This window comes from Streptomyces sp. NPDC057682 (assembly GCF_042799575.1).
Taxonomy (GTDB): domain Bacteria; phylum Actinomycetota; class Actinomycetes; order Streptomycetales; family Streptomycetaceae; genus Streptomyces.
The window spans coordinates 93949-119821 of sequence record NZ_JBHVIN010000012.1 but is presented as its reverse complement, the minus strand read 5'-3'; the positions used below and the strand labels follow the sequence as shown (position 1 = coordinate 119821).

The window sequence follows — 25873 nt, the reverse complement described above, 5'->3', positions numbered from 1 at the left end:
CTCCCCGCTCAGAGGGCGGTGGCGGCGCGCTTCGTCAGGCCGTACTTCGTCGCGATGGCGTTCCACAGGGCGGCCGCCTGCTGCTTGGCCCGGGTCGCCTCGCCGCTCTGCGCGTTCGCCTGCCGGTAGTGCGAGGTCGGCCGGGCCTTGCCGTTCTTGCACACCTTCTTGCTCTTGGCCTGTGTCGCCCAGCCCGCGTAGTGGTCGTCCGCGGAGGCGGAGGCCTGCCAGGCCTTGGTGAGCGCGGCGGTCAGCCGGTCGTGATTGGGCAGTTTGTCGACCGTCAGGGCCTGGAGCCGGGTGACCAGATCGCGGCGCTGCTGGGCGGCGCCCTTGAGATCGGCGACGGCCTTGTCGAGGTCCGTGCAGTTCTTGGTCTTCTCCACGGCGCCGATGACGGCGGCCCGGCTGTTGTTGCTGTCGGCGAGCAGCTTGTCGAGCGCCTCGGCCTGCGGCTTCGCCGGGTCGGCCGCCGGCTCGGAGGATTCCTTCGCCGCCGGCGAACTCGCCGCGGCGACCGGCTGCTTGGCGTCCTTGTCCTTGTCGTCCCCGCCCCCGCTCATCAGCGCGCCTGCGCCGAGCCCGATGACGGCGCAGCCGACGACGACCGCGGCGATCAGCGGAACGTGCGCGGGCCGCTTGCGCGGGGCGTCGTCCATGTCGTCCCGGCTCAGACCGTGCTCGGGGCCGGAGTAGGGCGGGTCCTGGTGGTACCCCTGCTGCGGCGGGCCGCCGTGGTACGGCTGCTGCGCCGGGTCGAAGCGGGGGATCTGCTGGGTGGCGCCGGCCGGCTCGTCGTCGCGGAAGAGGTTGTCGAACTCGGCGGGCGGCTGCCGGTCACCGGGCTCGCCCGGCCGGATGCCGTACGGGGCGCCGCCGGGCACCGGGGGTATGTACTGCGTCGCGTCGGCGTCCTGGCCGCCGGGCGGCGCCTGGTGCGCGGCCGGCTGCCGGGGGTTCCGCGGCGTGACGCGGCCGAGCATCGTGGTCGACTCCGCCGGGCTCTCCGGCGGCAGTCCGCCCGGTCCGGGACCGGCCGGGATCGGCGCGATGTACTGCGTGGCGTCGGCGTCGCCGCCGGGCCCGGCCTCGGGCGGCAGCGGCTGCGCGTAGGGCTGCGGCTGCTGCGGCTGCTGCGGGGCGGGCGGCGTCTGTCCGTACGGGGACGGCTGCCCCTGCCCGTAGGTGCCGTGCTGCGGGGGCTGCTGCCCGTACGGAGCGGGCGGCGGCTGCTGTCCGTACTGCGGGGGCTGCTGCTGTCCGTACGCGCCCTGGGGCGCGCCCTGTGCCGGACCGTTCTGTGCCGGGCCGTGCTGGGGCGGTGTCTGCGGTCCCCAGGGCTGTCCCCACGGCTGGCCGCCCGCCGGGGCCGCCCCGTCCGCCGCTCCCCCGGGCACCCAGGGCTCGCCGCCGCCCGCGGGCAGCACGACGCCCTCGTGCGCGGGTCGTACAGCAGGGAGCTGCTGCTCGTCACCCTGTCCGCTCTGTGTCACCGGGGACTCCTACGTGGTCAACCTATGGAATCGTCGGCTCACGCTATCGGGTGGTCCCCGCCGTTCGCCAAGCGCGTGAGAGGGGTCACCATCCCTTCACAGGCGCTGTAACGCCCGGCGGCCCCGGGACGCAGTTAACGGGGCACCCGGGTCCGGCGGCCCGGGGCGCCCCCGCGGTCACGCCGCCTGGAGTTCCAGCCGGGCCCCGAACTCCCGCACCGCGGGCTCGTCCCCGTACGGCACCAGCCGCTGCTGGAGATCGTCCAGATACTCCGCGCCCCGGCTGGAGCGCACCGTGCCCAGCAGCTCCATCGCCCGGGTCCCGGTGTGGCAGGCCTGTTCCACCTCGCGCAGCTGCACCTGGGCGGCGGCGAGGAGGGCCAGCCCGATGCCCCGGCGGCGGGTCCGGGACTCCGGAAGGCCGCCCAGGGCCTCCTTCGCCCGGCGCGCGGCCGCCTCGGCCTGGCCGAGGTCGCGGTGGCAGTGCGCCAGCTCGTCCGCCAGATAGGCGTGGTCGAAGTGGCCGATCCAGTCCGGGTCGTCGCCGCTCTCCGGGTCCGCCTGCTCCAGCGCCGTCAGCGCCCGGCTCGCGACCAGCTGCGTCGTGCGGGCGTCGCCGAGCAGGGCGTGGCCGCGTGCCTCCGCCGCGTAGAACATCGCCTCGGCCCGGGGCGTGACCCGGCCGCGCGCCCCCTCCTGCGCCGCTCTGGCGAGCTGGGCGATCTCCCGGGGGTTGCCGAGCTGCGCGGCGAGATGGCTCATCGAGGCGGCCAGCACATAGCCGCCGTAGGCGCGGTCGCCCGCGGCCTGCGCCAGGCGCAGGGCCTGGATGTAGTAGCGCTGGGCGAGCCCCGGCTGACCCGTGTCGATCGCCATGTACCCGGCGAGTTCGGTGAGCCGGGCGACCGCGGCGAACAGCTGGCGCCCGGTCGATTCGCGGTACGCCCCCGAGAGCAGCCCGGAGACCACGCTGTTCAGATAGTGCACGAGGACCGGCCGGACGTGGCCGCTGCCGAAGCGGTGGTCCAGGTCGACCAGCGCGGCCGTGGTGGCCCGCACGGCCTCCACGTCCGACATCCCGACCCGGGAGCCGGCCGCCCGCGCGACCTGTGCGTCGGCTCCGGTGATCAGCCAGTCGCGGCTGGGCTCGACGAGTGCCGAGGAGGCGACGGCGGAGCCGGACAGGAAGTCGCGGCGGCCGACGTCGCTGCGCCACAGCTCGCAGACCTGCTCGATCGCCCCGATCACCGTCGGGGCGAACTGGAGGCCGACGCCGGAGGCGAGGTTCTTGCCGTTGGCCATCCCGATCTCGTCGATCGTGACCGTACGGCCGAGCTTGCGGCCGAGCGCCTCGGCGATGATGCCCGGGGCCCTGCCGCGCGGCTGCTGTCCGCGCAGCCAGCGGGCCACGGAGGTCTTGTCGTAACGCAGGTCGAGTCCGCGCTCGGCCCCGACCATGTTGACGCGGCGGGCGAGGCCCGCGTTGGAGCATCCGGCTTCCTGAATGAGCGCCTGGAGCCGTTCGTTCGGCTGGCGTGCGACGAGAGGCCTGGCTGCCATGTATCTCCCCCTGAGGCCGCAGTGATCGGTGAGCGGATCACTGCCCGACATGTGTCCGAGAAATGCGCCGATTCATCGTGTTGGTCACTTTCATCGCATCTCTTGCGCTTTCTCCCGGCACGCACCCTAAGATGCCGAGCCCACTGTGCCGGATCTCCGGTAGGTGGCTACCCCTCCGCCGCCACCGCCCCTCCCACGCGCCCCCGCCCGTGCATCGGTGCGCCCCATGTGCCGGTGCGGACCCCCCAAACCGCTCCGGTACGCCCGTAACCCCGAGCGCTGGCCACAGTTGTACGGTGCGTGGAAGAAGCCATCGGAGTCAGGGAAGCGGCGCCGGTCCCCCAGCAGCGGACCGAGCACCTGCTGGAAGCCGCGGTGCGGTACGCGGAGGAGCGGCACTGGGACGTGTGCCCGGGTGCCTGGCTGGAGCCGGCCGGCCCCACGGAGCGGTGCTCGTGCGGTGAGTCCAAGTGCGCGGCGCCGGGCGCCCATCCGACCCGGACCGACTGGGCGGACCGCTCCACGGGCAGCGGCGCGGCGGCCCGCCGGATGTGGAGCCGGCAGCCCCGGTCCTCGATCCTCCTGCCGACCGGACGCTCCTTCGACGCCGTCGACGTGCCGGAGGCGGCCGGCTTCCTGGCCCTGGCCCGGATGGAGCGGATGAGCCTGCCGCTCGGCCCCGTCACCCGCACCCCGGACCGCCGGATGCAGTTCTTCGTCCTGCCGGGCGCCGCCGCCAGGATCGACACCCTGGTCCGCAGGCTCGGCTGGGACGCGGCGGGCATCGGTCTGCGCGGGCGCGGCGAGGGGAGTTACGTCCCGGCGCCGCCGACCCGGGTGGGCGGGGCGGGCACGGTGCAGTGGGCCCGCGGCCCGTCCACCGCCAACCGCTGGCTGCCCGAGGCGGAGGAGCTGATCAGCCCGCTCGCCTACGCCTGCGGCCGCGAAGCCGCCGATGCCCGCGGACGCGTTTCGTAGGGTGTCCCCGGGGGGCCTGTCGCCGCCCGGCGGACGGCGGCCCGACGACAGGCCCCGGACCCGGGCTTCGGAGGGCGAGTGGCATGACGGACAGGACGGACGCGTCGGACGGGGCCGCCGTGCCCGCGGTGCGGGTGACAGGGCTCTGGAAGCGCTTCGGTGAGCACACCGCCGTCGCCGGCATCGATCTGGAGCTGCCCGCGGGCAAGTTCATCGGCCTCGTCGGACCCAACGGCGCGGGGAAGACCACCACGCTCTCCATGGTCACCGGGCTCCTCCGCCCCGATCTGGGCCGGATCGAGATCGGCGGGCGCGACGTCTGGCGCGACCCCGTCGAGGTCAAGTCCCGGATCGGGGTGCTGCCCGAGGGACTGCGGCTCTTCGAGCGCCTCTCCGGCCGTGAACTCCTCGGCTACACCGGCCGTCTGCGCGGACTGCCCGGCGCCGAGGTCGACAGCCGCGCCACCCAGCTGCTGGACGTGCTGGACCTGGCGGGCGCCCAGCACAAGCTGGTCATCGACTACTCGACGGGCATGCGGAAGAAGATCGGGCTCGCCGCCGCGCTGCTCCACAACCCCGAAGTGCTCTTCCTCGACGAGCCGTTCGAGGGCGTCGACCCGGTCTCGGCGCAGACCATCCGCGGAGTGCTGGAGCGCTACACCGGCTCGGGGGCGACCGTCGTCTTCTCCAGCCATGTGATGGAGCTGGTCGAATCGCTCTGCGACTGGGTGGCCGTGATGGCCGCGGGCACCATCCGCGCCCAGGGCACCCTGGAGCAGGTGCGCGGCGAGGCCTCCTCGCTGCAGAACGCGTTCCTGGAACTCGTCGGCGCGGGCGACCGCGACAACGGCGCCGCCCTGGACTGGCTGGGCGGTGCCCGATGAGCGTCCTCGACGCCCCGGCCGGTTCCGGCCCGCGCACTGACGAGGACCGGGCCGCCCCGGACCTGATCCCGGTCCTCGTCCGCCTCAAGCTGTCCCTGCTGCGCAACGGGCTGCGCCAGTCGGCCGGCCGCCGGGCCGTGTACGTCCTCTCCTTCGTGGGCGCCGTGCTGCTCGCCCTCGGCCAGGTCGCGGGGCTGATCGCGATGCGCGGCGAGGACCACATCGTCTCCGTCACCGTCCTCGCCGCCGGGGTCCTCGCCGTCGGCTGGGCCGTGATGCCGCTGTTCTTCGCCGCCGGGGACGAGACCCTGGACCCGGGCCGGCTCGTGATGCTCCCGCTGCGCCCCCGCCCGCTGGTGACGGCGCTCCTGGTCTCCTCGCTCGTCGGCATCGGCCCGCTCTTCACTCTGTGCCTGGCGGCCGGTTCGGTGGCCGCGACGGCCCGGGGCGCGGCCGGGGCGGCGTTCGCCGTGGTGGCGGCCCCGCTGACCCTGCTGGTCTGCGTGGCGCTGGCACGGGCCGTCGCCACGGCCAACACCCGGCTGCTGACCTCCCGCAAGGGGCGCGATCTGGCCGTGCTGTCCGGGCTGGTCATCGCGGTCGGCATCCAGGTCGTCAACTTCGGCGCCCAGCGGCTCGGCCGCTCCGGGGGACTGTCCGCGCTCGATCCCGTCGCCGATGTGGTGCGCTGGCTGCCGCCCGCCTCGGCGATCGGCTCGGTGGACTCCGCCTCGCAGGGCGCGTACGGGCGGGCCGCCGTGCAGTTGCTGCTCTCGGCCGCCGCGCTGGCCCTGCTGATGGTGGTGTGGCGGCGCAGCCTGGAGCGGCTGATGACGGCCCCGGACGGTTCGACGACGGCCGCCGCCGATCCGGGCCGCGCCGCGTCGGCCCCGGAGGGCTCGGGCTTCTGGTCGCTGTTTCCCGAGGGGCGTACGGGCACGGTGATGCGGCGCAGTCTGCGCTACGTCGCCCGGGACCCGAAGACGAAGGCCGCGTGGGTGACGGCGCTGGCGATCGGGCTGATCGTGCCGGTGCTGAACGCGGTGCAGGGCACCGGGTCGGTCTACTTCGCGTGCTTCGGCGCGGGGATGCTCGGGATCCAGATGTACAACCAGTTCGGCCAGGACACCTCCGCGTTCTGGATGGTCGCGATGACCATCTCGTCGACCCGCGACGCCTATCTCGAACTACGGGCGCGGGCGCTGGCGCTGCTGCTGATCACCCTTCCGTACACGGTGCTGGTCGCGGTGGTGACGGCGGCGGTGCTCGGGGACTGGGAGGCACTGCCGGGTGTGGTGGGCCTGTCGCTCGCCCTGCTGGGCGCGATGCTGGCGACCGGGGCGGTGGCCTCGGCGAACTTCCCGTACTCGGTGCCGCAGGACGCGGGCTTCAAGAACGTGGCGCCCGGTCAGGCCGGGCTGGCCTGGATCTCGGTCTTCGGCGGCATGGTCTCGGCGGCCCTGCTCTCCGCGCCGGTGATCGCTCTGACGGTCTGGCTGCACGTCACCGGCGCGGAGGAGCTGCTGTGGGTCGTGGTGCCGGTGGGGGCGGTGTACGGGGCGCTGATCGCCTGGGCGGGGCTGCGGATCGCCGCGCCGCGCACGGCGGAGCGGCTGCCGGAGATCCTGGCGGCGGTCAGCAAGGGGTGAGCGGGGCCGGTTCCGCGGTGGGCCGGGGCCCGGGTGCTACGGGGTGACCGGCTCCCGGTCGTCGCCGGCGTCCTCGGTGAGCTGGTCCAGGAAGGGTTCGACGGCGGCGCGCCAGCCCTCGGGCTGGTCGTAGTGGATGAGGTGTCCGGCGTCGGCGACCTCCGCGTACTGCCCGCGGGGCAGCACCCGGACCATCTCCTGGGCCTCCGCCCGCCCCAGTTCGCCGTCGAGTCCGCGCAGCACCAGCGTGGGGCAGCGGACCTGGGCCAGCTCCTCCCAGTGCGCGTCGAAGACCCAGGTGGCACGGGAGCGGAGCATCTGGCTCCGGGAGAAGACCGGCCGCCAGCCGTCGGCACGTTCGGCCATGACCTCGGCGTAGAACTCGCCGCGGGCCGGATTGGGCCGCTCCACCCAGGGATCGTCCTCGCCGAACCACTTCCGTACGTCGGCGAGCGTCGCGAAGGGCACCGGCCAGGAGGCGAACCAGTCCTCCCATTCGCGCTGCGAGGCGGCGCCGAGGGCGGAGGCCCGCATATCGCAGATGACCAGGGCGCGGACGAGGTCGGGGCGCTTGGCGGCGAGCTGCCAGGCGGTGAGCGCGCCCATCGCGTGTCCGACGAGGGTGACGGGGGCGAGACCGAGCTGTTCGACCGCGGCCTCGGCGTCGGCCACGTACGCGTCGCGGGTGTAGGGCCCGTCGGCCGGTTTCTCGCTGCGGCCGTGTCCGCGCTGGTCGAGGCCGACCGCGCGGTGCCGCTCGGCGAGCCAGCGGGTGGTCGCCGCCCAGTGGGACGCCCGGCCCATCAGCCCGTGGAGCAGTAAGACCCCTCCGGGGCTCGCGCTGTCCGCGCGCTCCTTGGGCGGGTCCGCGTACTCCCAGGCCGCGAGGCGTACGCCGTCGGTTCCGGTCACTTCGATGCGCCGCACCATCTGTTCTGGCACCCCCTTCTGGTCCCCCGACCACCATCCCGGTCACTGTCCCGATCACGGTCGCGATCACATGGGCTCGCAACGGCCAGACTATCGAACCTTTATTCGAAAACTGGGTTCCGGCACTCAACACCGCTCGTTCGAGTGACCGCCTCCCAGGATTGACGACGGCCCCGCAGGGGAGATCTTCTGCGGGAGGCGGGCCACTCGGGGATGAGGGCCCGCGGGAACCGACCTAGAGAGCTCGGGGCTCCAGGTCGGGACAGGGGGAGACAGGCCCCGGCGCCTTGCGGCGCCGGGGCCATCCGCTGTTCCGGGGACGTGTGCGCGTACGGGGACGCGGCGGTCCCACCCCGGTGCGCGGACCGGACACGCTGGTACGACGGGCGCATTCCCCGCTCCCTCCCCGACCGTGCGGCCCCCTCGGCCCGCACTCTCAGGCATGCCTCCGCCACAGCCTGGCACGCCATCCGCCGGAGCGCTGCGGTTCGTCACGGAAATGGGGACGGAAAAACGGAAAACGGACGAGGGGACCGGCCGGGCGCTGTACACCCGGTCCGCGTCTCCCGCGTCCGTGTCCGTGGATCTCCCGCGTACGCCCGGCGGCCGCTTCCTACCGCTTGGCCACGAAGACGTGCGAGGCGACCTCGTCGTCCAGCTCCGCCGCCTCACCGCTGCTGCCGACCAGCACGCCACCGGGCGACTGGTTGACACTGACCACGGAACCGGGCTGGACGCCCGCGCGCCGCAGCGTGTACATCAGCTGGGCGTCCGTCTGGATCGGCTCACCGATCCGCCGGACGACCACCGTCTTGCCGTCGGACCCCGGGTCGAGCTCCGACAGGCTCACCATGCCCTCGTCGAGGAACGGGTCGGCCTCCGCCTTCTCGCCCAGCTCCTCCAGCCCCGGGATGGGATTGCCGTACGGAGACTCCGTCGGGTGGCGCAGCAGCTCCAGCACCCGCCGCTCCACGGCCTCGCTCATCACGTGCTCCCACCGGCAGGCCTCGGCGTGGACCTGCTCCCACTCCAGGCCGATCACGTCCACGAGCAGGCACTCGGCGAGCCGGTGCTTGCGCATGACACGGGTCGCCAGCCGGCGGCCCTCCTCCGTGAGCTCCAGGTGCCGGTCGCCCGCGACCTGCACCAGGCCGTCGCGCTCCATCCGCGCCACCGTCTGGCTGACCGTCGGACCGCTCTGATCGAGCCGTTCCGCGATCCGGGCGCGCATGGGGACCACACCTTCCTCTTCGAGTTCGAGGATGGTGCGGAGATACATCTCCGTGGTGTCGATCAGTCCGGACATTCGTGCCCCTCGATGCAGTCGTGCGCTGGCCCTGTACCAATTCTGACGCATGGCACCGACAACCGTGCCTCACCGGCGGAACCCGCCCCCGATCCCCGGCCGCAACAGCTGCCGGAAGGGACGGCGCGGTATTGACATGTCACTGGTCCAGACCGCACCGTGATCGACGGTATCGACGCCCCCCGGGCGCCCCCTCCCGCCGGAAAGGTGCTCCTCGATGAGCGAAAGCAAGCTGGCCGGACAGTTCTTCGACGCAGCGATCGGCCTGCTGGAGCGCGTACGCGACGAGGAGTCCGCGACCATCGCCGAAGCGGGTGCCGCGATCGCGGACACCGTCGTGGCGGGCGGCCGGCTCTTCGCCTTCGGCGCCGGGCACTCCTCGCTGGCCGCGCAGGACGTCGTCTACCGCGCCGGCGGGCTCGCCCTGATGAACCTGCTGACCGTCCCCGGCGCCCTCGGCGTCGACGTCATGCCGGCCACACTCGGCTCCGCCCTGGAACGGGTGGACGGCCTCGCGGGCGCGGTCCTCGACTCCAGCCCCGCGACGGAGGGCGACCTCATCGTCATCATCTCGCTCTCCGGCCGCAACGCGCTGCCCGTGGAGATGGCGATGAACGCGCGGGCGCTCGGCATGAAGGTCATCGGCATCACCTCGGTCGCGTACGCGGAGAACACCCGGTCCCGGCACAGCTCCGGCGGCTTCCTGCGGGACCACTGCGACATCGTCCTCGACAGCAAGATCGCCATCGGCGACGCGGAGCTGGAGGTCGACGGCATCGAGGCACCGTTCGCCCCCGCCTCCACCGTCGTCACCAGCGCGATCATGCAGTCGATGATGGCCGCGGCGGCGGAGCGGCTGCTGGAGCACGGCGTGGAGCCGCCGCTGCTGCGCTCGGGCAACGTGGACGGCGGCCACGAGTGGAACGGGCGCGTGATGACCCAGTACGCGGACCGCATCTTCTACCGCCACTGACACGGGGGCCGGGCGCGGCGCCTCACCCGCCCAGCGCCCGGTGCAGGTCCACCGAGGCCGCCACCCGGTCCGCCACGCTCTCCGCGTACACCGCGTCCGGGCGCTCGAAGGCGGCCCGGTGGGCGGAGCGCAGGAAGGTCACGACGCCGAGGGTCCGTCCGCGGCTGCGCAGCACGACGCACAGCGCGTGCACGGCGTCGGCGGGCCACCGCCGCTCCGCGGCCCACTCCGCGGCGCCCGCCGCCCCGGCCGACGCACGGACCGAACCGGTGCGGTCGACCGCCTGGAGGGCGGGGTGCCCCGGCGCGTACCGGAGCGGGATGCCGCCCGCGGCGACGGGCAGACACGGCCCCGGGGCGTCGGACGGGGTCGCCGCCGCCCGCACCAGCCGCTCACCGGCCACCAGGTCGACCAGGGCGTGGTCCGCGAAACCGGCCAGCGCGTAGTCGAGGGACGAGGTGGCCGCCTCCATGGGGTCCTCGCACTCGGCGGCGGACCGCGAGGCCCGGTGCAACTGCCCTGAGCGGAAGCGGACCCGGTCCGCCTCCTGGACCGCGAGGCGCGCCGCCGTCACGTCCTGGAACAGCCAGCCGACGCCCAGCGGCACGGGCTCCTGCGCGAGCGGCGAGGCCAGCCGCAGGAAGCCGCTGCGCCAGCACCGCCGCCGGTCGCCGTCGCCGGTCCGCAGGGTCACCCAGAGATCGGCGGGCGCGGGCGGGGCGCCCTCGGCCAGCACGTGCTGGAGCGCGCCCTCCAGGTCCTCCACCCCCTGCACGACGATCTCGCCGAGCGGCCGGCCCAGCAGGGTCGTCCGGCCCCCGCCGAGGGCGCGGGCGGCGTGTGCGTTGACGACGGTCGGGCGCAGGTCCACGTCGACGAGGACCACGCCCCAGGAGGCGTCCTCGAACAGGGCCTCACTGAGCGCGATGGCCCGTTCCAGATCGATCTGCGCGTGCACCTCGCTGAACGCGCAGTACACCCCCGCCGGCCGCCCGTCCGCGCCCCGCACCCCCGCCGACTGGGTCCGCACGAGCACCCGCCCGCCGTCCTTGCGCAGCAGCGCGAACTCGTGCACCTGCCGGCCGGGCGCCCCCATCGCCCCCATCAGCCGCGCCTGCACCTCCCCCGCGTCGGCCCGCCGCACCGCCCATCCGGCGAACCCGGGCCGCCCGACGGCCTCCTCCGCGGACCAGCCGAGGATCCGCTCGGCCTCCCTGTTCCAGTGCGTGACGGTCCCGTCGGCGTCGAACGCGCAGAGCGCCGCGTCCATCCCGTCCAGCAGCGCGGCCAGCAGCTCCGCCCCGGGGATCGGATCGGGACCGAGCGCGTCGGTCGTACCGCTGCTCGTGGAAGCATTCATCCCGGACCCCCTGCACGAACGTGTCCGCCGTCGCCGCACGTCAGACGCGTGCCGGACGTACTCGGCCCATTGAACTCGAACGGGGCGCGGCACAGGGCGACTTCCCTCAAATCATCCCCGGAATCATGCCCGGAATCGCGGGTTCCGAGGTGCGCGGAGGCGCGCGATCAATCGCGCGATTAATTCGGTTGTGCGGGCCGGAGCGCGTTCCTAGGGTGGGGGTACACGTTGAAAGGAGGTGATCCGAAAAGTGCAGTCTTATCGGATTCGTGAGGTGGCTGCGGGCTGACAGCCCGCCGTCGCACACAGTGCACCTCGGCAGGCTGTCTGCCGAAAACCACGCAGTCACCGACCCGCAGGCTCGCCGGTAAGTCCGGCCGGCTCCTCCGCAAGGAGGGACCAGAGCCTGCGGGTTTCTGCGTGTCCGGGGGACGGTTCCGCGAGCCCTACGAGCCCTACCGGGCCTACGGGCAGAGGCGTTCGACGTGCCAGGGGGCGTCGGGGCCGGCGGAGGTGTCGCGGACGTAGCGGAGGCGGTCGTGGAGCCGGTTCTCGTGGCCCTGCCAGAACTCGATGGTGTCGGGGACGACGCGGAAGCCGCCCCAGTGCGGGGGCGCGGGGACCTTCTCGCCCTCGGGGTAGCGGGCCTCCAGGTCCTCGTAGCGGTGGACCAGCTCCTCGCGGGAGGCGATCACGGAGGACTGGTCGCTGGCCCAGGCGCCGAGCTGGGAGCCGTGCGGGCGGGTGCGGAAGTAGGCGATCGTCTCCTCGCGGGGGACGCGGGCGGCGGTGCCGGTGACGATGACCTGGCGGGCCAGCGGGTGCCAGGGGAAGAGCAGCGAGACGTGGGGGTTGGCGGCGAGTTCGCGGCCCTTGCGCGACTCGTAGTTGGTGAAGAAGACGAAACCGCGCGCGTCGTACATCTTGAGCAGGACCGTACGGGAGGAGGGGCGGCCCTCCGGGGTCGCCGTGGACACCACCATCGCGTTCGGCTCGTGGAGCACCCCGCCGGCGGCGACCTGGCGGAACCAGTGGGCGAACTGCCGCATCGGATCGGCCGCGAGGGAGTCCTCGGTGAAGGCCTCGGAACGGTACTGCTCGCGCATCGCGGCCGGATCGGTGGTGGAATCGAAGGAGGAGTCTGCGGTGGGCACGGAGTCATCCTGCCGCAGCGGCCACGTCCACCGGGCGAGGAGGTCCGCCGATCCGACCGCGGGAATCCGGGGCTGTGCCCGACATCACGCTTCCCGGTCACGTCCCTACCCGCCAGTATCTGGGTGGGCCCACCGTGGTCCGCCCGCAGCCGTCGACCGAGGGAGCCGTCTGATGTCCGACTTCGTACCCGGACTCGAGGGAGTCGTCGCGTTCGAAACGGAGATCGCCGAACCCGACAAGGAGGGCGGTGCGCTCCGCTACCGAGGGGTCGACATCGAGGACCTCGTCGGCCATGTCTCGTTCGGCAATGTCTGGGGTCTGCTGGTGGACGGGGCGTTCAGCCCGGGGCTCCCGCCCGCGGAGCCCTTCCCGATCCCGGTGCACTCCGGGGACATCCGGGTCGACGTCCAGTCCGCGCTGGCGATGCTCGCCCCGGTGTGGGGGCTCAAGCCGCTGCTGGACATCGACGCGCGGAGCGCCCGGGACAACCTGGCCCGCGCGGCCGTCATGGCCCTGTCGTACGTCGCGCAGTCGGCGCGCGGGCAGGGGCGGCCGATGGTCCCCCAGCGGGAGATCGACAAGGCGGACTCCGTCGTCGAGCGGTTCATGATCCGCTGGCGCGGCGAGCCCGATCCCCGTCATGTGAAGGCCGTGGACGCGTACTGGACGTCCGCCGCCGAGCACGGCATGAACGCCTCCACGTTCACCGCCCGGGTGATCGCCTCCACCGGGGCCGACGTGGCCGCCGCGCTCTCCGGCGCGGTCGGGGCCATGTCCGGCCCGCTGCACGGCGGTGCCCCCTCCCGTGTCCTCGGCATGATCGAGGAGATCGAGCGGACGGGCGACGCCACGGCGTACGTGAAGCAGGCCCTGGACCGCGGTGAGCGGCTGATGGGCTTCGGCCACCGCGTCTACCGGGCCGAGGACCCTCGGGCCCGCGTCCTGCGCCGCACCGCCGAGGAGTTGGGCGCCCCGCGCTTCGAGGTGGCGCGGGCCCTGGAGAAGGCCGCTCTGGAGGAGTTGCACGCGCGTCGGCCTGACCGGGTGCTGGCGACGAACGTGGAGTTCTGGGCGGCGATCGTCCTGGACTTCGCGGAGGTCCCCGCGCACATGTTCACGTCGATGTTCACCTGCGCCCGTACGGCGGGCTGGTCGGCGCACATCCTGGAGCAGAAGCGGACGGGGCGGCTGGTGCGGCCGTCGGCACGTTACGTGGGTCCGGGGACGCGCAGCCCGCGGGAGATCCCGGGGTTCGACCAGCTCGCGGATCTGGCGAACTGATCGTTCCGCCCGAGCCGATCGTTTTGTTCGCTTTGATCGCTTGATCACTTGATCGCTTTCAAGGAAACCGGTGATCGAATGATCGAAGTGGTGGTGATGATCGAAAGGCTCGGGTCGAATCGCTCAAAACGATCACGACGATCGTGATGATCGAGTCGAACCGCGCAAAACGAAAGGCCCGAGCGGTCACACCAGCCTCATTCGTCGCGCAGCTGTGCCGCGCCTGTGGCTGCCCTGTGTCATTTCTGCATGAGCATGAGTGGGGTATTGCGGCGCGCCTCTTTGACATGGTGCCGCCGCCGTGCCGCTCGACGTGCCCCATCGCACGGCCGGGGAGGGGGCCTCGCCCCGCTGTTGAACGCTCCGGCTGTCGCACAGGGCAGCCCACAGCCAGTTAGGGCAACATGACGCACAAGGGACGCATCTTCCTCGCTGCCGCCGCGGTCACCGCCATGGGACTCGGACTCACGGCCTGCAACGACGGCGACGACGGGGCGGCGGCGCCGGAATCGCCGTCGGCCTCCGCCCCCGCCCCCTCCGAGCCGGCGAGCGAGAGCCCGTCCGCGGCGGCCAGCGACGAGGCCCCCGCTCCGGCCGGCGACGTCGCCGCACCGGGCACGAAGCTCAAGGTCGGCGAGCGGGCGGTCCTTCCGTTCTCGTACGGGACCGAGAAGAAGGGCACCATCGCCGTCACCGTCACGGCGATCGAGAAGGGCGCGGAGGCCGACATGGCCCCGTTCGGCGCCAAGGCGAAGGGCATGACGCCCTACTACATCCGCATGAAGGTCGAGAACGTCGGTGGCACCGACCTCTCGTACTCGTCGCTGAAGCTGCGCGGCAAGCTGGCGGACGGCGGCCCCACGGGCGTCATCCTGATCGGTGACCTCGCGGGCAAGTGCGACAGCGAGTCGGCTCCCCGTGACTTCACCACCAAGGGCGCCTCGTACGAGACCTGCTCGCTCAGCGCGACGAAGACCGACCCGATCGGGGCCGCGTCGTTCGAGGAGGGTGACACGTACCGGGACAGCCCGGTCCTCTGGACCAGCTGAGTTCCGTTCCGGTGTGCGAAGCCCCGGGCGTCCCGTCACAGGCGGGGATGCCCGGGGTTTTCGTCGTCCGGTGCACGGTCCGGGCGGCGCGCAGCACGGTTCGGGCCGGCGGTCACCCTATGACTTCGCAGGTACCCGTCCGGTGCGGGCGCTCGTTGAATGGCTGGTGACCGCACACCGCCGTGTGTGCGGCCGTACTCGCTCAACGGGAAGGCACGCAACGATGTCGTTGATCAAGAAGTCCGCCGTCGCAGTGGCCGCGGTGCTCGCGGCCCCGCTCGCCCTGGTGGCGACCGCCCCCGCCGCACAGGCGGCGGTCGGAGACACCGCCCCCTCGTGCATCAAGCGGAATGTGCAGCGGCCCTCCAGCAACGCCTATGTCTGGATCCAGCTCACCAACAAGTGCTCGACGACCAAGAAGGTCAAGATCGTCATCTCCTGGGGGAGCGACGGGTCGTGCTGGACGATGAAGCCCGGTACGAGCCGCTCGTGGACGTACGACGGCCTCGGTGACTACGACAAGACGGTCCTCTGCTGATCCGCTTCGGCCTCGGGAGCCTCAGGGCCGGTCGAGTCCCCAGGTCTGGAGGGCGAAGGCGCGGCCCTTCTCCTCGCCCTCGATGAGGGGGATGTCCAGCAGCCGGAAGCCGGTCTTCGTGGCGACGGCGACGCTTGAGGTGTTCTCGGCCTCCAGTTCCAGGATCACCTGGTGCGCGCCCAGTTCACCGAACGCGTACGCGGCCATGACCCGCACCGCGCGGGCGGCGATCCCCTGTCCACGGTGGGCCGGGCCGACGGCGTAGCCGATCTCGGTGCCTTCCGGGGAACGCCGGAGCATGACCTCGCCGAGGGGGGCGCCGCCGTCGTGGGTGATGGCGAGCAGGACGGCGATGCCGGCGGCCCGCAGTTCGCGTGCCTTGGTGAGGCGGGCGCGGGCGGCCCCGGCGTCGAAGGGGGAGACGATCGGGGTCCAGTGGGCGATGTCGGGGTGGTCGAAGAGGTCCGGCATGGCTCCGAGGTCCGTCTCGTCCCAGTCGCGCAGGACGAGCCCCTCGCCCATGAGGCGGATGTGCTCGGGGAAGGCGGGGTGGGGCGAGGCGGAGGTGTCGGCGCTGCTGCTGGTCATGGGGGAACAGTAGCGGGGCGGGGTGCGGTGCCGGGGCCCTGCCGTCCCATACGGGGGTGGGGATGGCAGGGTTGGCCGTCATGACGAACCACACGCCCGGTGCGGCGACTTACGGTGCGTACGGTGCGGTGGACGACTGTTTCGCGCAGGCGGGCGGCGGGGCCCGTTTCGACTGGGGGCCGATCGGTGCGCGGCGGATGGCGGCGGGGGCCGCCTGTCTGGTCGTGGTCGACGTGCTGTCGTTCACGACTTCGGTGACGGTGGCCGCGGAGGCGGGGACGCGGGTCTTCCCGTACGCGTGGCGCGACGCGTCGGCCGTCGCGTACGCGGAGGAGCGCGATGCCGCGCTGGCGGTCGGCCGGCGTGCGGCGACGCCCGCGTCCCCGTGGTCGCTGTCCCCGGCGACGTTGCGGGCCGCCCCGTTCGCGCCGCGCCTGGTGCTCCCCTCCCCCAACGGTTCGTCGATCGCGGCGGCGGCCGGCGGTGCGACGGTGATCGCGGCCTGTCTGCGCAACGCCTCGGCCGTGGCCCGCCATCTGGTCCGGCACGGTTACGGCACCGCCGACCGCCCGGTCGCCGTCATCGCCTCCGGCGAACGCTGGCCCGACGGCAGCCTGCGCCCCGCCCTGGAGGACCTTCTCGGCGCCGGTGCCGTCCTGTCGGCCCTGCGGCGCGCGGGTGGCGGCCCGCTGTCTCCCGAGGCCGCGGCCTCGGCCGCGTGCTTCGAGGCGACCCCGCACCCCGCGACGGCCGTCGCGGACTGTGCGTCCGGCCGCGAACTCCGCGCGGGCGGTTTCTCCGAGGACGTGGCGATCGCGACGGAGACGGACGCGTCCGGGATCGTTCCGGTGCTGGTGGACGGGGCGTTCACGGCGGGGGAATGAGTGGGGGGTGGTCGGCGGGGCCCGTGTTCCTGACAGATGGTCCACGTACTCGTGATCGCTACGATCGACGTCATGACGGACATACGTGAATTAGACGCACGTGCGCTGAAGATCACCGAATCCCTCGTCCACCAGGTGAACGCCGGCATGCTCGACCGGCCGACGCCCTGCGGGGAGTGGACGCTGCGGCAGTTGCTGGCGCATATGACGGGTCAGAATTTCGGTTTCGCCGCGGCGGCGCGTGGAGAGACCCGCGATCGCGGTGTCTGGGACGACCGGCCGGTGGACGACGATCCCGCGGGGACGTTCGCGGCGTCGGCGGCGGAGGTGACGGCCGCGTTCGCCGAAGAGGGCGTGCTGGAGCGTTCGTTCTGGCTCCCGGAGATCCGCGGCGGTCAGATGTTCCCGGCACGGCAGGCGATCGGCTTTCACTTCCTGGACTACGTGGTGCACGGCTGGGACGTCGCCGCGTCGATCGGGGTCCGGGCCGAGTTCGACGCGGAGCTGCTGGACGCCGTGCTGCCGATCGCCGAACAGGTCCCCGCCGGTGACGCGCGGGAGCGCGAGGACGCCCAGTTCGGACCCGTACGGGAAGCGGGGGACACGACCGATCGGCTCGGTCGGATCCTCACGCTCCTCGGACGGTCACCGGGCTGGCCGGAGAGCTGACGGTACGGGCGGAGGCGAGCGCCGCAAGGCGCTGCCTCGTCCTCCTGATCCGGGTCTCCTCGGCGTCGAGGCGTTCCGCCAGGGCGTCCAGTTCGGCCCGGAGACCCGGGCACATCTCCAGGACCACACCGTCCTCGCCCGAAGTGGCGCAGTCGAGATAGCGGTGGATGACCGCCGTTCCGAGCCCCGCGGCGATCATCGTCCTGATGCGGGCCACCCGTAGGACATCGGTCTCGGCGTACGCGCGGTAGCCGTTGGGGTCGCGCGCGGGGACCAGGAGTCCCCGGTCCTCGTAATGGCGCAGCGCCCGTGCTGACACTCCTGTCAGCACGGCGAGCCTGCTGATGCGCACCCGGTCCTCCCGTGATTTGACCTTCACGCCGACGTGAAGGCATACCGTCCAGCGCCATGACACCGATGACAACCCGCAAGCGGGCCGCGATCATCCACGGCTACGGGGCGACGCCCGAGGACCACTGGTTCGGCTGGCTGGCCGCGCGGCTGGACGCCCGTGGCATCCCCACGACCGTCCCCGCCCTCCCCGACCCCGGCGCGCCCGACCCCGACCGCTGGCGGGCCGCCGTGGCGGACGCGATCGGCACTCCGGACGAGGACACCGTCCTGATCGCCCACAGCCTTGGCTGTGTGACGGCCCTCGGCCATCTCTCGGCCCTGACGGGACGGTGGCGTATCGGCGCGCTCGTGCTCGTCGCGGGGTTCACCGACACGCTGCCGGCCCTTCCGGCCCTGGACTCCTACATCGACCACATCGGCAATCCCCTGGACCCGAGCGCGATACCCGGCCACGTAGACCGCCTCACCGTGCTCCGCTCGGACGCGGACCCCTATGTCCCGCCGGCCCACACCGACCGCCTCGCCGCTCTCCTGGGCACCACGGCCCGGATCGTTCCCGGAGCGGGTCACTTCCTCGCGTCCGACGGGGTGACGTCGCTCCCGGCGGCCCTCGACGCCGTAGCCCTGCGGGATGTGCGCTGCCCGCAGTGAGGACGCGGCATGAACCGTCCCGAGTGATCGAAAGAGCCGGAACGATCGAAACGATCAGAGTGATCGAAACGAAAGAAAGAACAGAGCAAACGAAAGGCGAGGGCCCGAACGATCAGAACGGTGGCTCTGTGGAGTACGAGCCGTCGAAGACAGGGACGGGAGGCTTGGGCCAGGTCCGCTGGAGAACGCGTACGGCGTCCTCGATGCGACCGAGATCGATGAGACGGTCGGCGAGGCGGTGGCTGTTCTCCCTCGGGTGCCGTTCGAGCAGGGCGACGGCTTCCTCGGTGCGCCCGGCGTCGGAAAGCACCTCGGACAGGGCCCAGTCCGCGTACGGGGAGTCACCCTCCGGGTGAGCCCGAGCCTGCTCGACCGCCTCGTCGAGCAGACCGCACTCGGCCATGAGCGGGAGCCGCATACGGAAGAAGTCCCAGTCCTCCCGGCCGCCGTTGCGGGCCTTGAGGGCATCGAGGAAGGCCAGGCCCTCCCGGGGCCGGTCGTGGTCCGCGTACAGGGTGCAGAGCATGTCGACGATCCAGTCCTCCGCGCCGTTCGGCCCATCGGCAAATGCGCGCACCACGGTGATCGCTTCGTCGCCCCGTCCATTCCGGCTCAGAAGGTCGGACAGTGGGGCGATCACCTGCCACATGCCCTTCGCCGCGCCGAACGCCCGGAGGGCGGCGACGGCACCGTCCACGTCGCCGCGTTCCTCCAGCACCTCGGCCAGGCGCTGCACGCCGTGGCCGTGGTCGTCGGATGCCGCGTAGGCGCGCAGTTCCGTGATCCGGTCGTGCCGGGCCAGCAGTTCGGCGAGCTCGTCGCGGTTGTTGACGGACGTGGTCTCGCGGGTGCGGAGCAGCGCGATCGCCTCGTCGGTGCGGCCCTGGCGCTCCCTGATCGTGGCGAGCAGGTCGATCACGTTGAACGGTTCTCTCCGGAGGTTGCCGCAGTCGGGGTCGTCGCAGGCGGGCTCCGTCGCGTCCAGCCGTACTTCCAACAGGGCGGCCGCCTCGTCGTCCAGGCCCGCCGCCTCGGCGACATCGACCAGGCACCGGGCGAGGAACCAGTCCCGCACTCCGGTTCGCAGCAGTGCGAACGCCTCGCCGCTCCTTCCGTGGCGGGCGAGGAGCCGTCCGAGGAATTCCAGGGCCAGCCGGTCACCGGCTTCCGCGTACGGACGCGCGAGCGCGATCGCCTCCTCGGCCCGGCCCCAGTCCTCCAGCAGTTCCGCCTGCCCCTGGACCGCCGGCCACCATTTCAAGGCGACGTACGGAGCCAGCACCTCCAACGCCTGTTCCTGACAGTCCCGTTGTCCGAGCAACCGCGCCCATTCCTGTGCGCAGAACCATTCCGCGCGCCCGGCCTGGAACTCCACCTCTTGCTCGTGGCCCCGTTCCAGAAGCTTCGCGACCAGAGTGGGAGGTATGCAGCCCGTCAGCGTGCGGGTCCGGTAGTCGAGGTCGTCAGCGTCCACGACAGCGCACCCTAGCCCCAGGACAGAGGCGCTCGCGGAAGGGGTGGTCCCCCCCCCGTCCGACAGCCGATTCGCCTACAGCTTCCCCCGCAGCACAACCGTCCGGTGTCCGCCCAGCGCGCGGCCGAGGTCCCGGGTGAAGTCGAAGGTCAGCTCGGCCCAGTTCCAGAAGGTGAACCCGAGGGTGCCGCAGACGAAGTAGTCGTCCTCCCAGGTCCAGCGGTCGACCCCGGAGGGCCGTTCGCAGGCGGGGCAGTGGACGAGGCCGGGGCCGCCGCCCTCGCTCCACTCCTCGAAGGTGCCTTTGAACGGGTCCCAGGCTCCGTCGATCTCGTTCCAGCTGTCGTCCACGAAGCGGACGTCGGTCCGGCAGAGCGGGCACCGGGCGGCTTCCGGTTCCCCTTGGCCGCTGTCGAAGACGGTGCGCCCGGTCTGGATGCGGAGCCCGTTGGACCACAGGTTCACGGGCTCCGGATCGTCGACGGCACGGGCGTACTGCGGCCCGGGGGCATGCCCGAAGCCGCCCCCGCCGAGTACGCAGTCCGTACGCTCGGCGGCGACGATCCCCTCGGCCACCAGCCAGTCGAGCGCGCGGGCGCCGAGACCGGCGGCCTCCTCCTCGGTGGCGTCAAGGTCCACGACGGTCTGAAAGTAGTCCCCCACGTCAGCCCCGCCGCCCTCTCAGTTCCCGACGTGCGCGGTGAACGCCGCCCACGCGGCGGGCGCGATGCCCAGCTCGGGGCCCTCGGGGTTCTTGGAGTCACGGACATGGATGGTGGAGGGGTGGGTGGCGACCTCCACGCAGGCGCCACCCTCGTCGGCGCTGTGGCTGGACTTCCGCCAGTCGTACGCGACTTCGAGGCACTGCCCGCCCTCGTCACTGCTGTAACTGGACTTGAACCACACGCGTGCAGTGTTCATGCGTCTCCCAGTAAACGATCCAACAGCCTCAGGGTCTCCTCAGGAGTGAGGGCCTGAGCTCGCAGCATCGCATATTTCTGGGCGAGGATGCTGATCTCATCCGGGTCGGCGATCAGCATGCTCCCGCGCTGCGTTTCGGAGTAGGCGATCCGCTGAAAGTCGGCAGTCTCCAGCAAGGTGAAGGGTCCGGCGAGGCCCGCGTGGACGCGTGAGTTCAGCGGAAGAACCTGAAGGCACACTCCAGGAAGCTCGGCGCAGGCACGCAGGTAGCGCAACTGCTCCTTGTGGTGCTCGTCGTCGAGAAGTTGGAGCATCAGTACCGGCTCCCAGATGACGAAGCTGATGGTCGGCGGAGAAGCCCTGCGCAGAATCTCCTGCCGCTCCAACCGGGAAGCGGTTTGGTCGGCGATCTTCTCCTCGCTGAAGATCGGAACCCGGTTCCGGAACACCGCCCGCGCATACGCCTCCGTCTGGAGCAGCCCCGGCAGCACCTGGTTGTCGAACCAGGAGAGGGACAGCGCTGTTCGTTCCAGGTCCATGTACTGCTCGGCCCAGGCCGGGATGAGGTCGATCTCGGGCAGGTGCTTCACGGCGGTTTCGAGGGCGCCCTTGGTGGAGAGCAGCTCGTCCAGCCGGATCGCGAGGTCGGGGACGAGGGCGCGGCGGCCCTGTTCGATCGAGGCGATGGTTTCGACCTGGACGCCTACGAGATCGGCCAGTTGTGCCTGGGTCAGTCGGGCCTCGACGCGGAAGCGGGCGACGAGTTTGCCTACGAGCTTCATGGCCGACGCGTTCTTGCGCTGCCAGTTCCTGGGGTGCATACGGTCCCCATTGCCCATGCCGACCCGTACTTCACGCCTGCCCGACCCGTACAAGAAATCTGTACGGGTGGAGGCCCGGGGGACGCCCCGAAGCTCGGGGCTCGGCACCCGGGACCCGAGTCCCGGGTGCCGAGCTTCGGGCCCCGCCCGTACGCGTCCGGCCGCACCGTGACCGCAGGTCGGCCCGGGGCTCGGATCTAGGGATACGGGCTCCGAGGCGCGAGCCGCGAGGTTCGAGCGCCGCTTTTTAACTGGGCCGGAAATACAGGGGTTTAAGGGAAGCCCTCCCCGCCTCCCCTACCCGTAACGGCGAGCAAGTATGACTAATGGTGACGGCTTGCGACGGAACGTGGCGGCTGTCTACGGTGCGAGAACACAAACCAAGACGGCCCCGACAGGTGTAGTCACACCCGCCGAGGCCTGACCCAAGATCGCTCGATCTCAGAAAGTCGATCTCATGGCTGCACACGACGATAGCCCCGCCCCGCTCGCGCCCGCAGGACCGGCCCCGTACCCGATGGCGACTCCCGGTTACGGCAAGCGCGACGCCCCTGATCAACACCCCTCATCCCCCACCGATTTCGCCCTCCTCCCCGCGCGCGAGCGGTACATCGCCGGGTTCATCGAGCGGCTGCCCGAGGGGGCGTCGATGAGCGTGAAGAGCCTCGCCAAACAGCTCCCCCTCTACGGCCAGCAGGCCATCGCCTCCGCCCTGAAGGCCCTCTCCGTCGCCGGACATCTGCGCCGCGTGCGTTGTGTGGTGAGCACGGGGGGCGAGGTGCGATGGGTGTTCCGTACGTACTGGTCCCGGACGGCCCGCGACAACGAGTGGTGGGCGGGGCAGGTCGCGACGACGACGCCCGAGGCGGTGCCGGAGGCAGTGCCCGTTGCGGTGCCGGAGGATGCGTACGCCCCGGAGAGCGCGCCCGTACGGGAGGCCGAGGCCGTAGCCGTACCCGCCCCGCGCAGGCCCATCGCGCCTCCCGCACCCCAGGAGCCCCCGGTCTCCCCCGCGTACCAGGCGCTCACCCAGCTCGGCCGTCTGGACGCCCGGCTGCCGCTCAGTGCGGACGACTGCGCGTATCTGGCTCCGCTGGCCGCCCAGTGGCTGGCGCGGGGTGTCAGCACGGAGTACCTCGTCCAGGCGCTGACGGCCGGGCTTCCGGCCAGCGTCGGGTCGCCCCGGGGGTTCACCCGCGACCGGCTGCTGAAGAAGATCCCGCCCGCGCCGCCGTCGGAGCCCTCCCCCGCCGATGTGGCCACGGCCACCGCCACCGAGTACGCCATGCTGGAGTGCACCTCCTGCCGCGTCCCCGGTCCCGCCGACGCCCTGCCCGACGGCCTGTGCCGTCCGTGCCGGGAGCCGGAGGCGCCCGAAACGGTGAGCGGTGCGGAGGGGGAACGGGACGTCCACGCGCTCGTGGACGGGCTGCGGGGGATGCTCAGGAACCGGTGAGTTCCGCGCGATCGGCAGACGCTGACGGGCCGTCATGAGGCTTTATGCGCAGGACCGAGCATCCACAACCCCACTAGGCTTCCCCGGAATTGACCACACGGGGAGGACCACTGTGCGAGTGAAGCACCGGCATGCCGTTCATCTGACTCTCGCGATCGCGCTGGCGGGCATCGGCCTGGCCGGCTGTTCCGGCGGATCGTCCGGGAAGGACGCGGATGCGGACGCGGCGGCTCCCGGGGCAGCGGGGGCGGCGAAGCCGCCGGTCAAGGCAAAGGCGTACGATCCGCCGACCAAGTTCGGGAAGAGCGTACAGCTGCCCGTGGACGAGGACATCAAGGATTGGGGCTTCGCCCTGCGCGGGCCGACGCTCTACCACCGGACCTCCGCGGCCCTCGACGCGTACGACACCGGCTCCGGGCGCAGGCTCTGGTCCTCCGACATCGGCCGCAAGGACTACTACACCGGCAAGGAGGGGCAGCCGAGCGACGACCAGACCATCCCTCCGGTCTTCGCCGAGCAGGACGGGCACACCGGCGTCCTCTTCGCGTACGCCGACGACACGAAGGGCTCGGGCACCACGCCCGACCGGACCGACGTCTATCTGCGGTCCGTCGACGCCGACACCGGCAAGGTCTCCTGGACGGCCCGCCTGCCCGCGCCCAAGGGCGCGACCGTCAGCTATCTGGAACCGGCCGTGATCGGTGCCGAGGACGGTACGGCGGTCGTCAGGGTCTTCACCGACACGAACCCGACCCCGAGCGAGGACGGCGAGAGCGCCACCACGTACGCCGTCGACCTGAAGACCCACCGGACCGTCTGGCAGAAGGAGGGCTTCTCCGGCAGTGCGCTGGACAGCGGTGTCGTCGTCGGCGCCCAGCTCGGCCCCGAATCCACCTTCCAGGTGCTGACCGGCTGGAACTCCGAGAACGAAGACCTCGCCCTCGCCGGACTGGACCTCGCGGACGGCGCCCAGCGCTGGAAGCAGGGCGGCCGTTCCGGCGTGGACATCGATCAGGTGGGCGGCGGCTTCTTCATCGCGGGATCGCTCCGCGACAGCCGTACCGGCGCACTCGTCCCCGGCGGAGAATCCGGCTCCTTCTTCCACTGCTACTACGACCAGAAGTCCGTGGTCGTCTGCGACAACAAGGAAGCCGTACACGGCATCGACGCCCAGACCCACAAGGTCCTCTGGACCATCTCCGCAGACGACCCCTCCCGGAAGAAGCCCGAGGTCAACAACGCCTTCCACGGAGCCGTCTACGCCTCCGCGGGCATCGACGGCGTCATCCTCGACGCCCGCACGGGCAAGGACCGCGGCCTCTACGAGGGGGCGAGCGGGTATGTGATGAACGAGTACGCGTCGGTGGACATCGACATGGAGGTGAACGCGGCGACGGGGTGACCGAGGCGGTCCGCCGGGCGCGGCTGCTGGCGCCGGAGGGCAAGGAACGGGAAGCGAACTCGTCCACAGGCATGTGGAAGCTCGCGCTCGCCATCGGCGGTCCCCCGCAGTGACCGCGCTTCCGCCGCTCACCGGCTGGTGAGAATCTGTCCCTCACCCACCACATGGCTGTCAGGGGGACCCATGTACTTCGACGAGAACGAGCCCCAGGACGTCCGCGACCGGCGCCTCGCCGCTGAGCGGGCGGAGCGCAGGGCGCGGCGGAAGGCGCATCGGCTGGCGGCGCCGGTGGTGCTGAAGGAGGCGCATTTCGGTGCGGGGCTCGTGGCCGTGGTGCTGGTCGTGCTCGCCGTGGTCGGGCAGTTCGTGGTGATGGGGGTGGTCGGCGGGGCGGTGCTGTTGCTGTTCGTGGCCGCCCTGGTCCGGGCCCGGGTGGATGGCGACCGGGGCGGTCACGCGGTGCGGCGGGCGTACCGGGCGGCGTTCATATGGGCGGAGTTCGTGTAGGCGTCACCCGGTCACGGAAGGCGGGGGGGCGGGCCGGTCAGGGGGCCTCGAAGCGGGTCATGGGCAGGGCCTTGTCCAGGCGCAGGGCGGCCAGGTCGTCGTGGCGGATCACGAAGCTCGTGCAGTACTCCTCGTAGGAGCGGCCCTGAGCGGCGAGGGATATCCACTCGGTGGCGAGGCGGTGGGTCTCCTTCTCCAGGTGGGTGGGCCACTGGGCAATCGGGATGGGCGGGATCTCGCCCTCCTTCTCGCGTCCCGCGAGGGTCTGCTCGGCGAGGTGGCCGATGACCTCGTGGTCCACGTAGCCGCCGAGGACGATGCCGCCGCCGGACGGCCAGAGGCCGTGGGCGAGGGTGCGGAGGTCGTCCAGGTGGGGCAGTTCGTCCTCCATGTACTGGGCCAGCCGCTGCTGGAAGGGGGACATGTCGTCCCACTCCAGGTCCTCCCAGAACTCGTGCCAGTCCTCGTCCTCGTCGCCTTCCTGGAGCCACAGGGGGAGTTCGGCTCCGAGTGCGGCGGTGACGTCGGCGGGTTCGCGGGCCCAGGAGGGATCGGGGGCTTCCGCGAGGACGGTTTCGGTGCCGTGGGGTACGTGTACGACGCGGGCGTGGCTCCCGGAGGTGTCCTCGTGGTCCTTCTCCTGGTCGACGAAGAAGAGGAGCGTTCCGTCCGCCGGCAGGGGGAAGCCGTCGATACGCGGCAGCGCGGCGCAGTCGACGGAGAGGAGCAGCGGCAGCGGGGCGTCCCCGGCGGACGGCCACGGCGTGTCCACCGGCAGGCGGGGCAGGCCGCCGAGGTGCCCCACCACGGTGCCGGCGCCACCCGCGGACAGTCCGATGGTCAGGCGGAGGTGCTGGGCGAAGCGGCTGATCTCGTCGTCCGGGATGCCCGCATCAAGGGCGGCCCGGCGGAACTCTTCCTGGTGATCCATGACCGAGAAGATAGGCCCCGCCACCGACAACGGTCCGGGCCGCCCCTCTCACGCCAACG

26 protein-coding genes are annotated in these 25873 nt (G+C 72.0%); 13 read left to right on the top strand and 13 right to left on the bottom strand.

Annotation, left to right across the window (positions count from 1 at the left end):
* Nucleotides 1-8: 8 nt before the first annotated feature.
* Together ACFVDM_RS22560 and ACFVDM_RS22555 are read right to left on the bottom strand one after the other, a co-directional pair.
* A complete protein-coding gene (locus ACFVDM_RS22560; RefSeq protein WP_383642784.1) occupies nt 9-1493 on the bottom strand; it encodes a hypothetical protein in 1485 nt (494 codons plus the stop codon).
* 177 nt (nt 1494-1670) lie between these two features.
* A complete protein-coding gene (locus ACFVDM_RS22555; protein WP_383642781.1) occupies nt 1671-3053 on the bottom strand; it encodes a transcriptional regulator in 1383 nt (460 codons plus the stop codon).
* Between the two features lie 300 nt (nt 3054-3353).
* On the opposite strand from ACFVDM_RS22555, the gene ACFVDM_RS22550 reads away from it, so the two are divergent.
* The 3 genes from ACFVDM_RS22550 (at nt 3354) to ACFVDM_RS22540 (ending at nt 6564) form a co-directional block, all read left to right on the top strand.
* On the top strand, nt 3354-4031 hold the full coding sequence (locus ACFVDM_RS22550; RefSeq protein WP_383642778.1) for a bifunctional DNA primase/polymerase: 678 nt from the start codon (nt 3354-3356) through the stop codon (nt 4029-4031).
* Between the two features lie 83 nt (nt 4032-4114).
* Nucleotides 4115-4915, top strand: a complete 801-nt coding sequence (locus tag ACFVDM_RS22545) for an ABC transporter ATP-binding protein (RefSeq protein ID WP_383642775.1) — start codon at nt 4115-4117, stop codon at nt 4913-4915.
* A complete protein-coding gene (locus tag ACFVDM_RS22540) occupies nt 4912-6564 on the top strand; it encodes a transporter (RefSeq protein WP_383642772.1) in 1653 nt (550 codons plus the stop codon). Before ACFVDM_RS22545 ends, ACFVDM_RS22540 begins: the two co-directional genes overlap by 4 nt.
* A gap of 36 nt (nt 6565-6600) precedes the next feature.
* Here the strand turns inward: ACFVDM_RS22540 and ACFVDM_RS22535 are convergent, their stop codons facing one another.
* Together ACFVDM_RS22535 and ACFVDM_RS22530 are read right to left on the bottom strand one after the other, a co-directional pair.
* Nucleotides 6601-7494 carry an alpha/beta fold hydrolase gene (locus ACFVDM_RS22535; protein ID WP_383643238.1) on the bottom strand — a complete coding sequence of 298 codons (894 nt, stop codon included), beginning with the start codon at nt 7492-7494 and terminating at the stop codon, nt 6601-6603.
* A 613-nt stretch (nt 7495-8107) separates the two neighbouring features.
* Nucleotides 8108-8800 (bottom strand): metal-dependent transcriptional regulator, encoded by a 693-nt coding sequence (locus tag ACFVDM_RS22530; protein ID WP_383642769.1) that lies wholly within the window; start codon nt 8798-8800, stop codon nt 8108-8110.
* 217 nt (nt 8801-9017) lie between these two features.
* Here ACFVDM_RS22530 and ACFVDM_RS22525 point away from each other — a divergent pair, with 217 nt between their 5' ends.
* Entirely contained in the window at nt 9018-9773 is a 756-nt protein-coding gene (locus tag ACFVDM_RS22525) for an SIS domain-containing protein (RefSeq protein ID WP_383642766.1), read from the top strand.
* A gap of 22 nt (nt 9774-9795) precedes the next feature.
* Here the strand turns inward: ACFVDM_RS22525 and ACFVDM_RS22520 are convergent, their stop codons facing one another.
* Both ACFVDM_RS22520 and pdxH read right to left on the bottom strand, forming a co-directional pair.
* Nucleotides 9796-11133, bottom strand: coding sequence for a PAS domain-containing protein (locus ACFVDM_RS22520; RefSeq protein ID WP_383642763.1), 1338 nt, complete (start codon nt 11131-11133; stop codon nt 9796-9798).
* 464 nt (nt 11134-11597) lie between these two features.
* The gene (gene pdxH, locus ACFVDM_RS22515; protein ID WP_383643235.1) at nt 11598-12239 is read right to left on the bottom strand and encodes a pyridoxamine 5'-phosphate oxidase; all 642 of its coding nucleotides are present in this window, start codon (nt 12237-12239) and stop codon (nt 11598-11600) included.
* Nucleotides 12240-12459: 220 nt separating this feature from the next.
* Here pdxH and ACFVDM_RS22510 point away from each other — a divergent pair, with 220 nt between their 5' ends.
* The 3 genes from ACFVDM_RS22510 (at nt 12460) to ACFVDM_RS22500 (ending at nt 15156) form a co-directional block, all read left to right on the top strand.
* Entirely contained in the window at nt 12460-13569 is a 1110-nt protein-coding gene (locus ACFVDM_RS22510) for a citrate synthase 2 (RefSeq protein WP_383642759.1), read from the top strand.
* A gap of 404 nt (nt 13570-13973) precedes the next feature.
* Entirely contained in the window at nt 13974-14618 is a 645-nt protein-coding gene (locus ACFVDM_RS22505) for a hypothetical protein (protein ID WP_383642756.1), read from the top strand.
* 223 nt (nt 14619-14841) lie between these two features.
* Nucleotides 14842-15156: a beta-Ig-H3/fasciclin gene (locus tag ACFVDM_RS22500; protein WP_383642753.1), complete on the top strand. Its 315-nt coding sequence runs from the start codon at nt 14842-14844 to the stop codon at nt 15154-15156.
* A 21-nt stretch (nt 15157-15177) separates the two neighbouring features.
* Here the strand turns inward: ACFVDM_RS22500 and ACFVDM_RS22495 are convergent, their stop codons facing one another.
* Nucleotides 15178-15744 (bottom strand): GNAT family N-acetyltransferase, encoded by a 567-nt coding sequence (locus tag ACFVDM_RS22495; protein WP_383642750.1) that lies wholly within the window; start codon nt 15742-15744, stop codon nt 15178-15180.
* Nucleotides 15745-15824: 80 nt separating this feature from the next.
* Between ACFVDM_RS22495 and ACFVDM_RS22490 the strand changes: the two genes are divergently transcribed.
* Together ACFVDM_RS22490 and ACFVDM_RS22485 are read left to right on the top strand one after the other, a co-directional pair.
* Nucleotides 15825-16628: a 2-phosphosulfolactate phosphatase gene (locus ACFVDM_RS22490; RefSeq protein WP_383642747.1), complete on the top strand. Its 804-nt coding sequence runs from the start codon at nt 15825-15827 to the stop codon at nt 16626-16628.
* Between the two features lie 72 nt (nt 16629-16700).
* On the top strand, nt 16701-17297 hold the full coding sequence (locus tag ACFVDM_RS22485; protein WP_383642744.1) for a TIGR03086 family metal-binding protein: 597 nt from the start codon (nt 16701-16703) through the stop codon (nt 17295-17297).
* Here ACFVDM_RS22485 and ACFVDM_RS22480 read toward each other — a convergent pair.
* Nucleotides 17257-17649: a MerR family transcriptional regulator gene (locus tag ACFVDM_RS22480; protein ID WP_383642741.1), complete on the bottom strand. Its 393-nt coding sequence runs from the start codon at nt 17647-17649 to the stop codon at nt 17257-17259. The genes ACFVDM_RS22485 and ACFVDM_RS22480 overlap by 41 nt on opposite strands.
* 56 nt (nt 17650-17705) lie before the next feature.
* Between ACFVDM_RS22480 and ACFVDM_RS22475 the strand changes: the two genes are divergently transcribed.
* Complete coding sequence (locus ACFVDM_RS22475; protein WP_383642738.1) at nt 17706-18302, top strand: RBBP9/YdeN family alpha/beta hydrolase; 597 nt, start codon at nt 17706-17708, stop codon at nt 18300-18302.
* Nucleotides 18303-18414: 112 nt separating this feature from the next.
* On the opposite strand, the gene ACFVDM_RS22470 is transcribed toward ACFVDM_RS22475, so the two are convergent.
* The 4 genes from ACFVDM_RS22470 to ACFVDM_RS22455 form a co-directional block, all read right to left on the bottom strand.
* Nucleotides 18415-19776 (bottom strand): tetratricopeptide repeat protein, encoded by a 1362-nt coding sequence (locus tag ACFVDM_RS22470; RefSeq protein WP_383642735.1) that lies wholly within the window; start codon nt 19774-19776, stop codon nt 18415-18417.
* 75 nt (nt 19777-19851) lie between these two features.
* The gene (locus ACFVDM_RS22465) at nt 19852-20439 is read right to left on the bottom strand and encodes a hypothetical protein (RefSeq protein WP_383642732.1); all 588 of its coding nucleotides are present in this window, start codon (nt 20437-20439) and stop codon (nt 19852-19854) included.
* An 18-nt stretch (nt 20440-20457) separates the two neighbouring features.
* Complete coding sequence (locus ACFVDM_RS22460; RefSeq protein WP_383642729.1) at nt 20458-20697, bottom strand: DUF397 domain-containing protein; 240 nt, start codon at nt 20695-20697, stop codon at nt 20458-20460.
* Nucleotides 20694-21479: a Scr1 family TA system antitoxin-like transcriptional regulator gene (locus tag ACFVDM_RS22455; RefSeq protein WP_383643232.1), complete on the bottom strand. Its 786-nt coding sequence runs from the start codon at nt 21477-21479 to the stop codon at nt 20694-20696. The genes ACFVDM_RS22460 and ACFVDM_RS22455 overlap by 4 nt, the downstream gene beginning before the upstream one ends.
* A 496-nt stretch (nt 21480-21975) precedes the next feature.
* Here ACFVDM_RS22455 and ACFVDM_RS22450 point away from each other — a divergent pair, with 496 nt between their 5' ends.
* The 3 genes from ACFVDM_RS22450 to ACFVDM_RS22440 all read left to right on the top strand — a co-directional run bounded on the left by ACFVDM_RS22450 (nt 21976) and on the right by ACFVDM_RS22440 (nt 24883).
* A complete protein-coding gene (locus tag ACFVDM_RS22450) occupies nt 21976-22974 on the top strand; it encodes a MarR family transcriptional regulator (RefSeq protein ID WP_383642726.1) in 999 nt (332 codons plus the stop codon).
* Nucleotides 22975-23092: 118 nt separating this feature from the next.
* A complete protein-coding gene (locus ACFVDM_RS22445) occupies nt 23093-24376 on the top strand; it encodes a PQQ-binding-like beta-propeller repeat protein (protein ID WP_383642723.1) in 1284 nt (427 codons plus the stop codon).
* 183 nt (nt 24377-24559) lie between these two features.
* Nucleotides 24560-24883 carry a hypothetical protein gene (locus ACFVDM_RS22440; protein WP_383642721.1) on the top strand — a complete coding sequence of 108 codons (324 nt, stop codon included), beginning with the start codon at nt 24560-24562 and terminating at the stop codon, nt 24881-24883.
* A 37-nt stretch (nt 24884-24920) separates the two neighbouring features.
* On the opposite strand, the gene ACFVDM_RS22435 is transcribed toward ACFVDM_RS22440, so the two are convergent.
* Complete coding sequence (locus tag ACFVDM_RS22435) at nt 24921-25814, bottom strand: DUF1963 domain-containing protein (RefSeq protein WP_383642718.1); 894 nt, start codon at nt 25812-25814, stop codon at nt 24921-24923.
* Nucleotides 25815-25873: the final 59 nt, after the last annotated feature.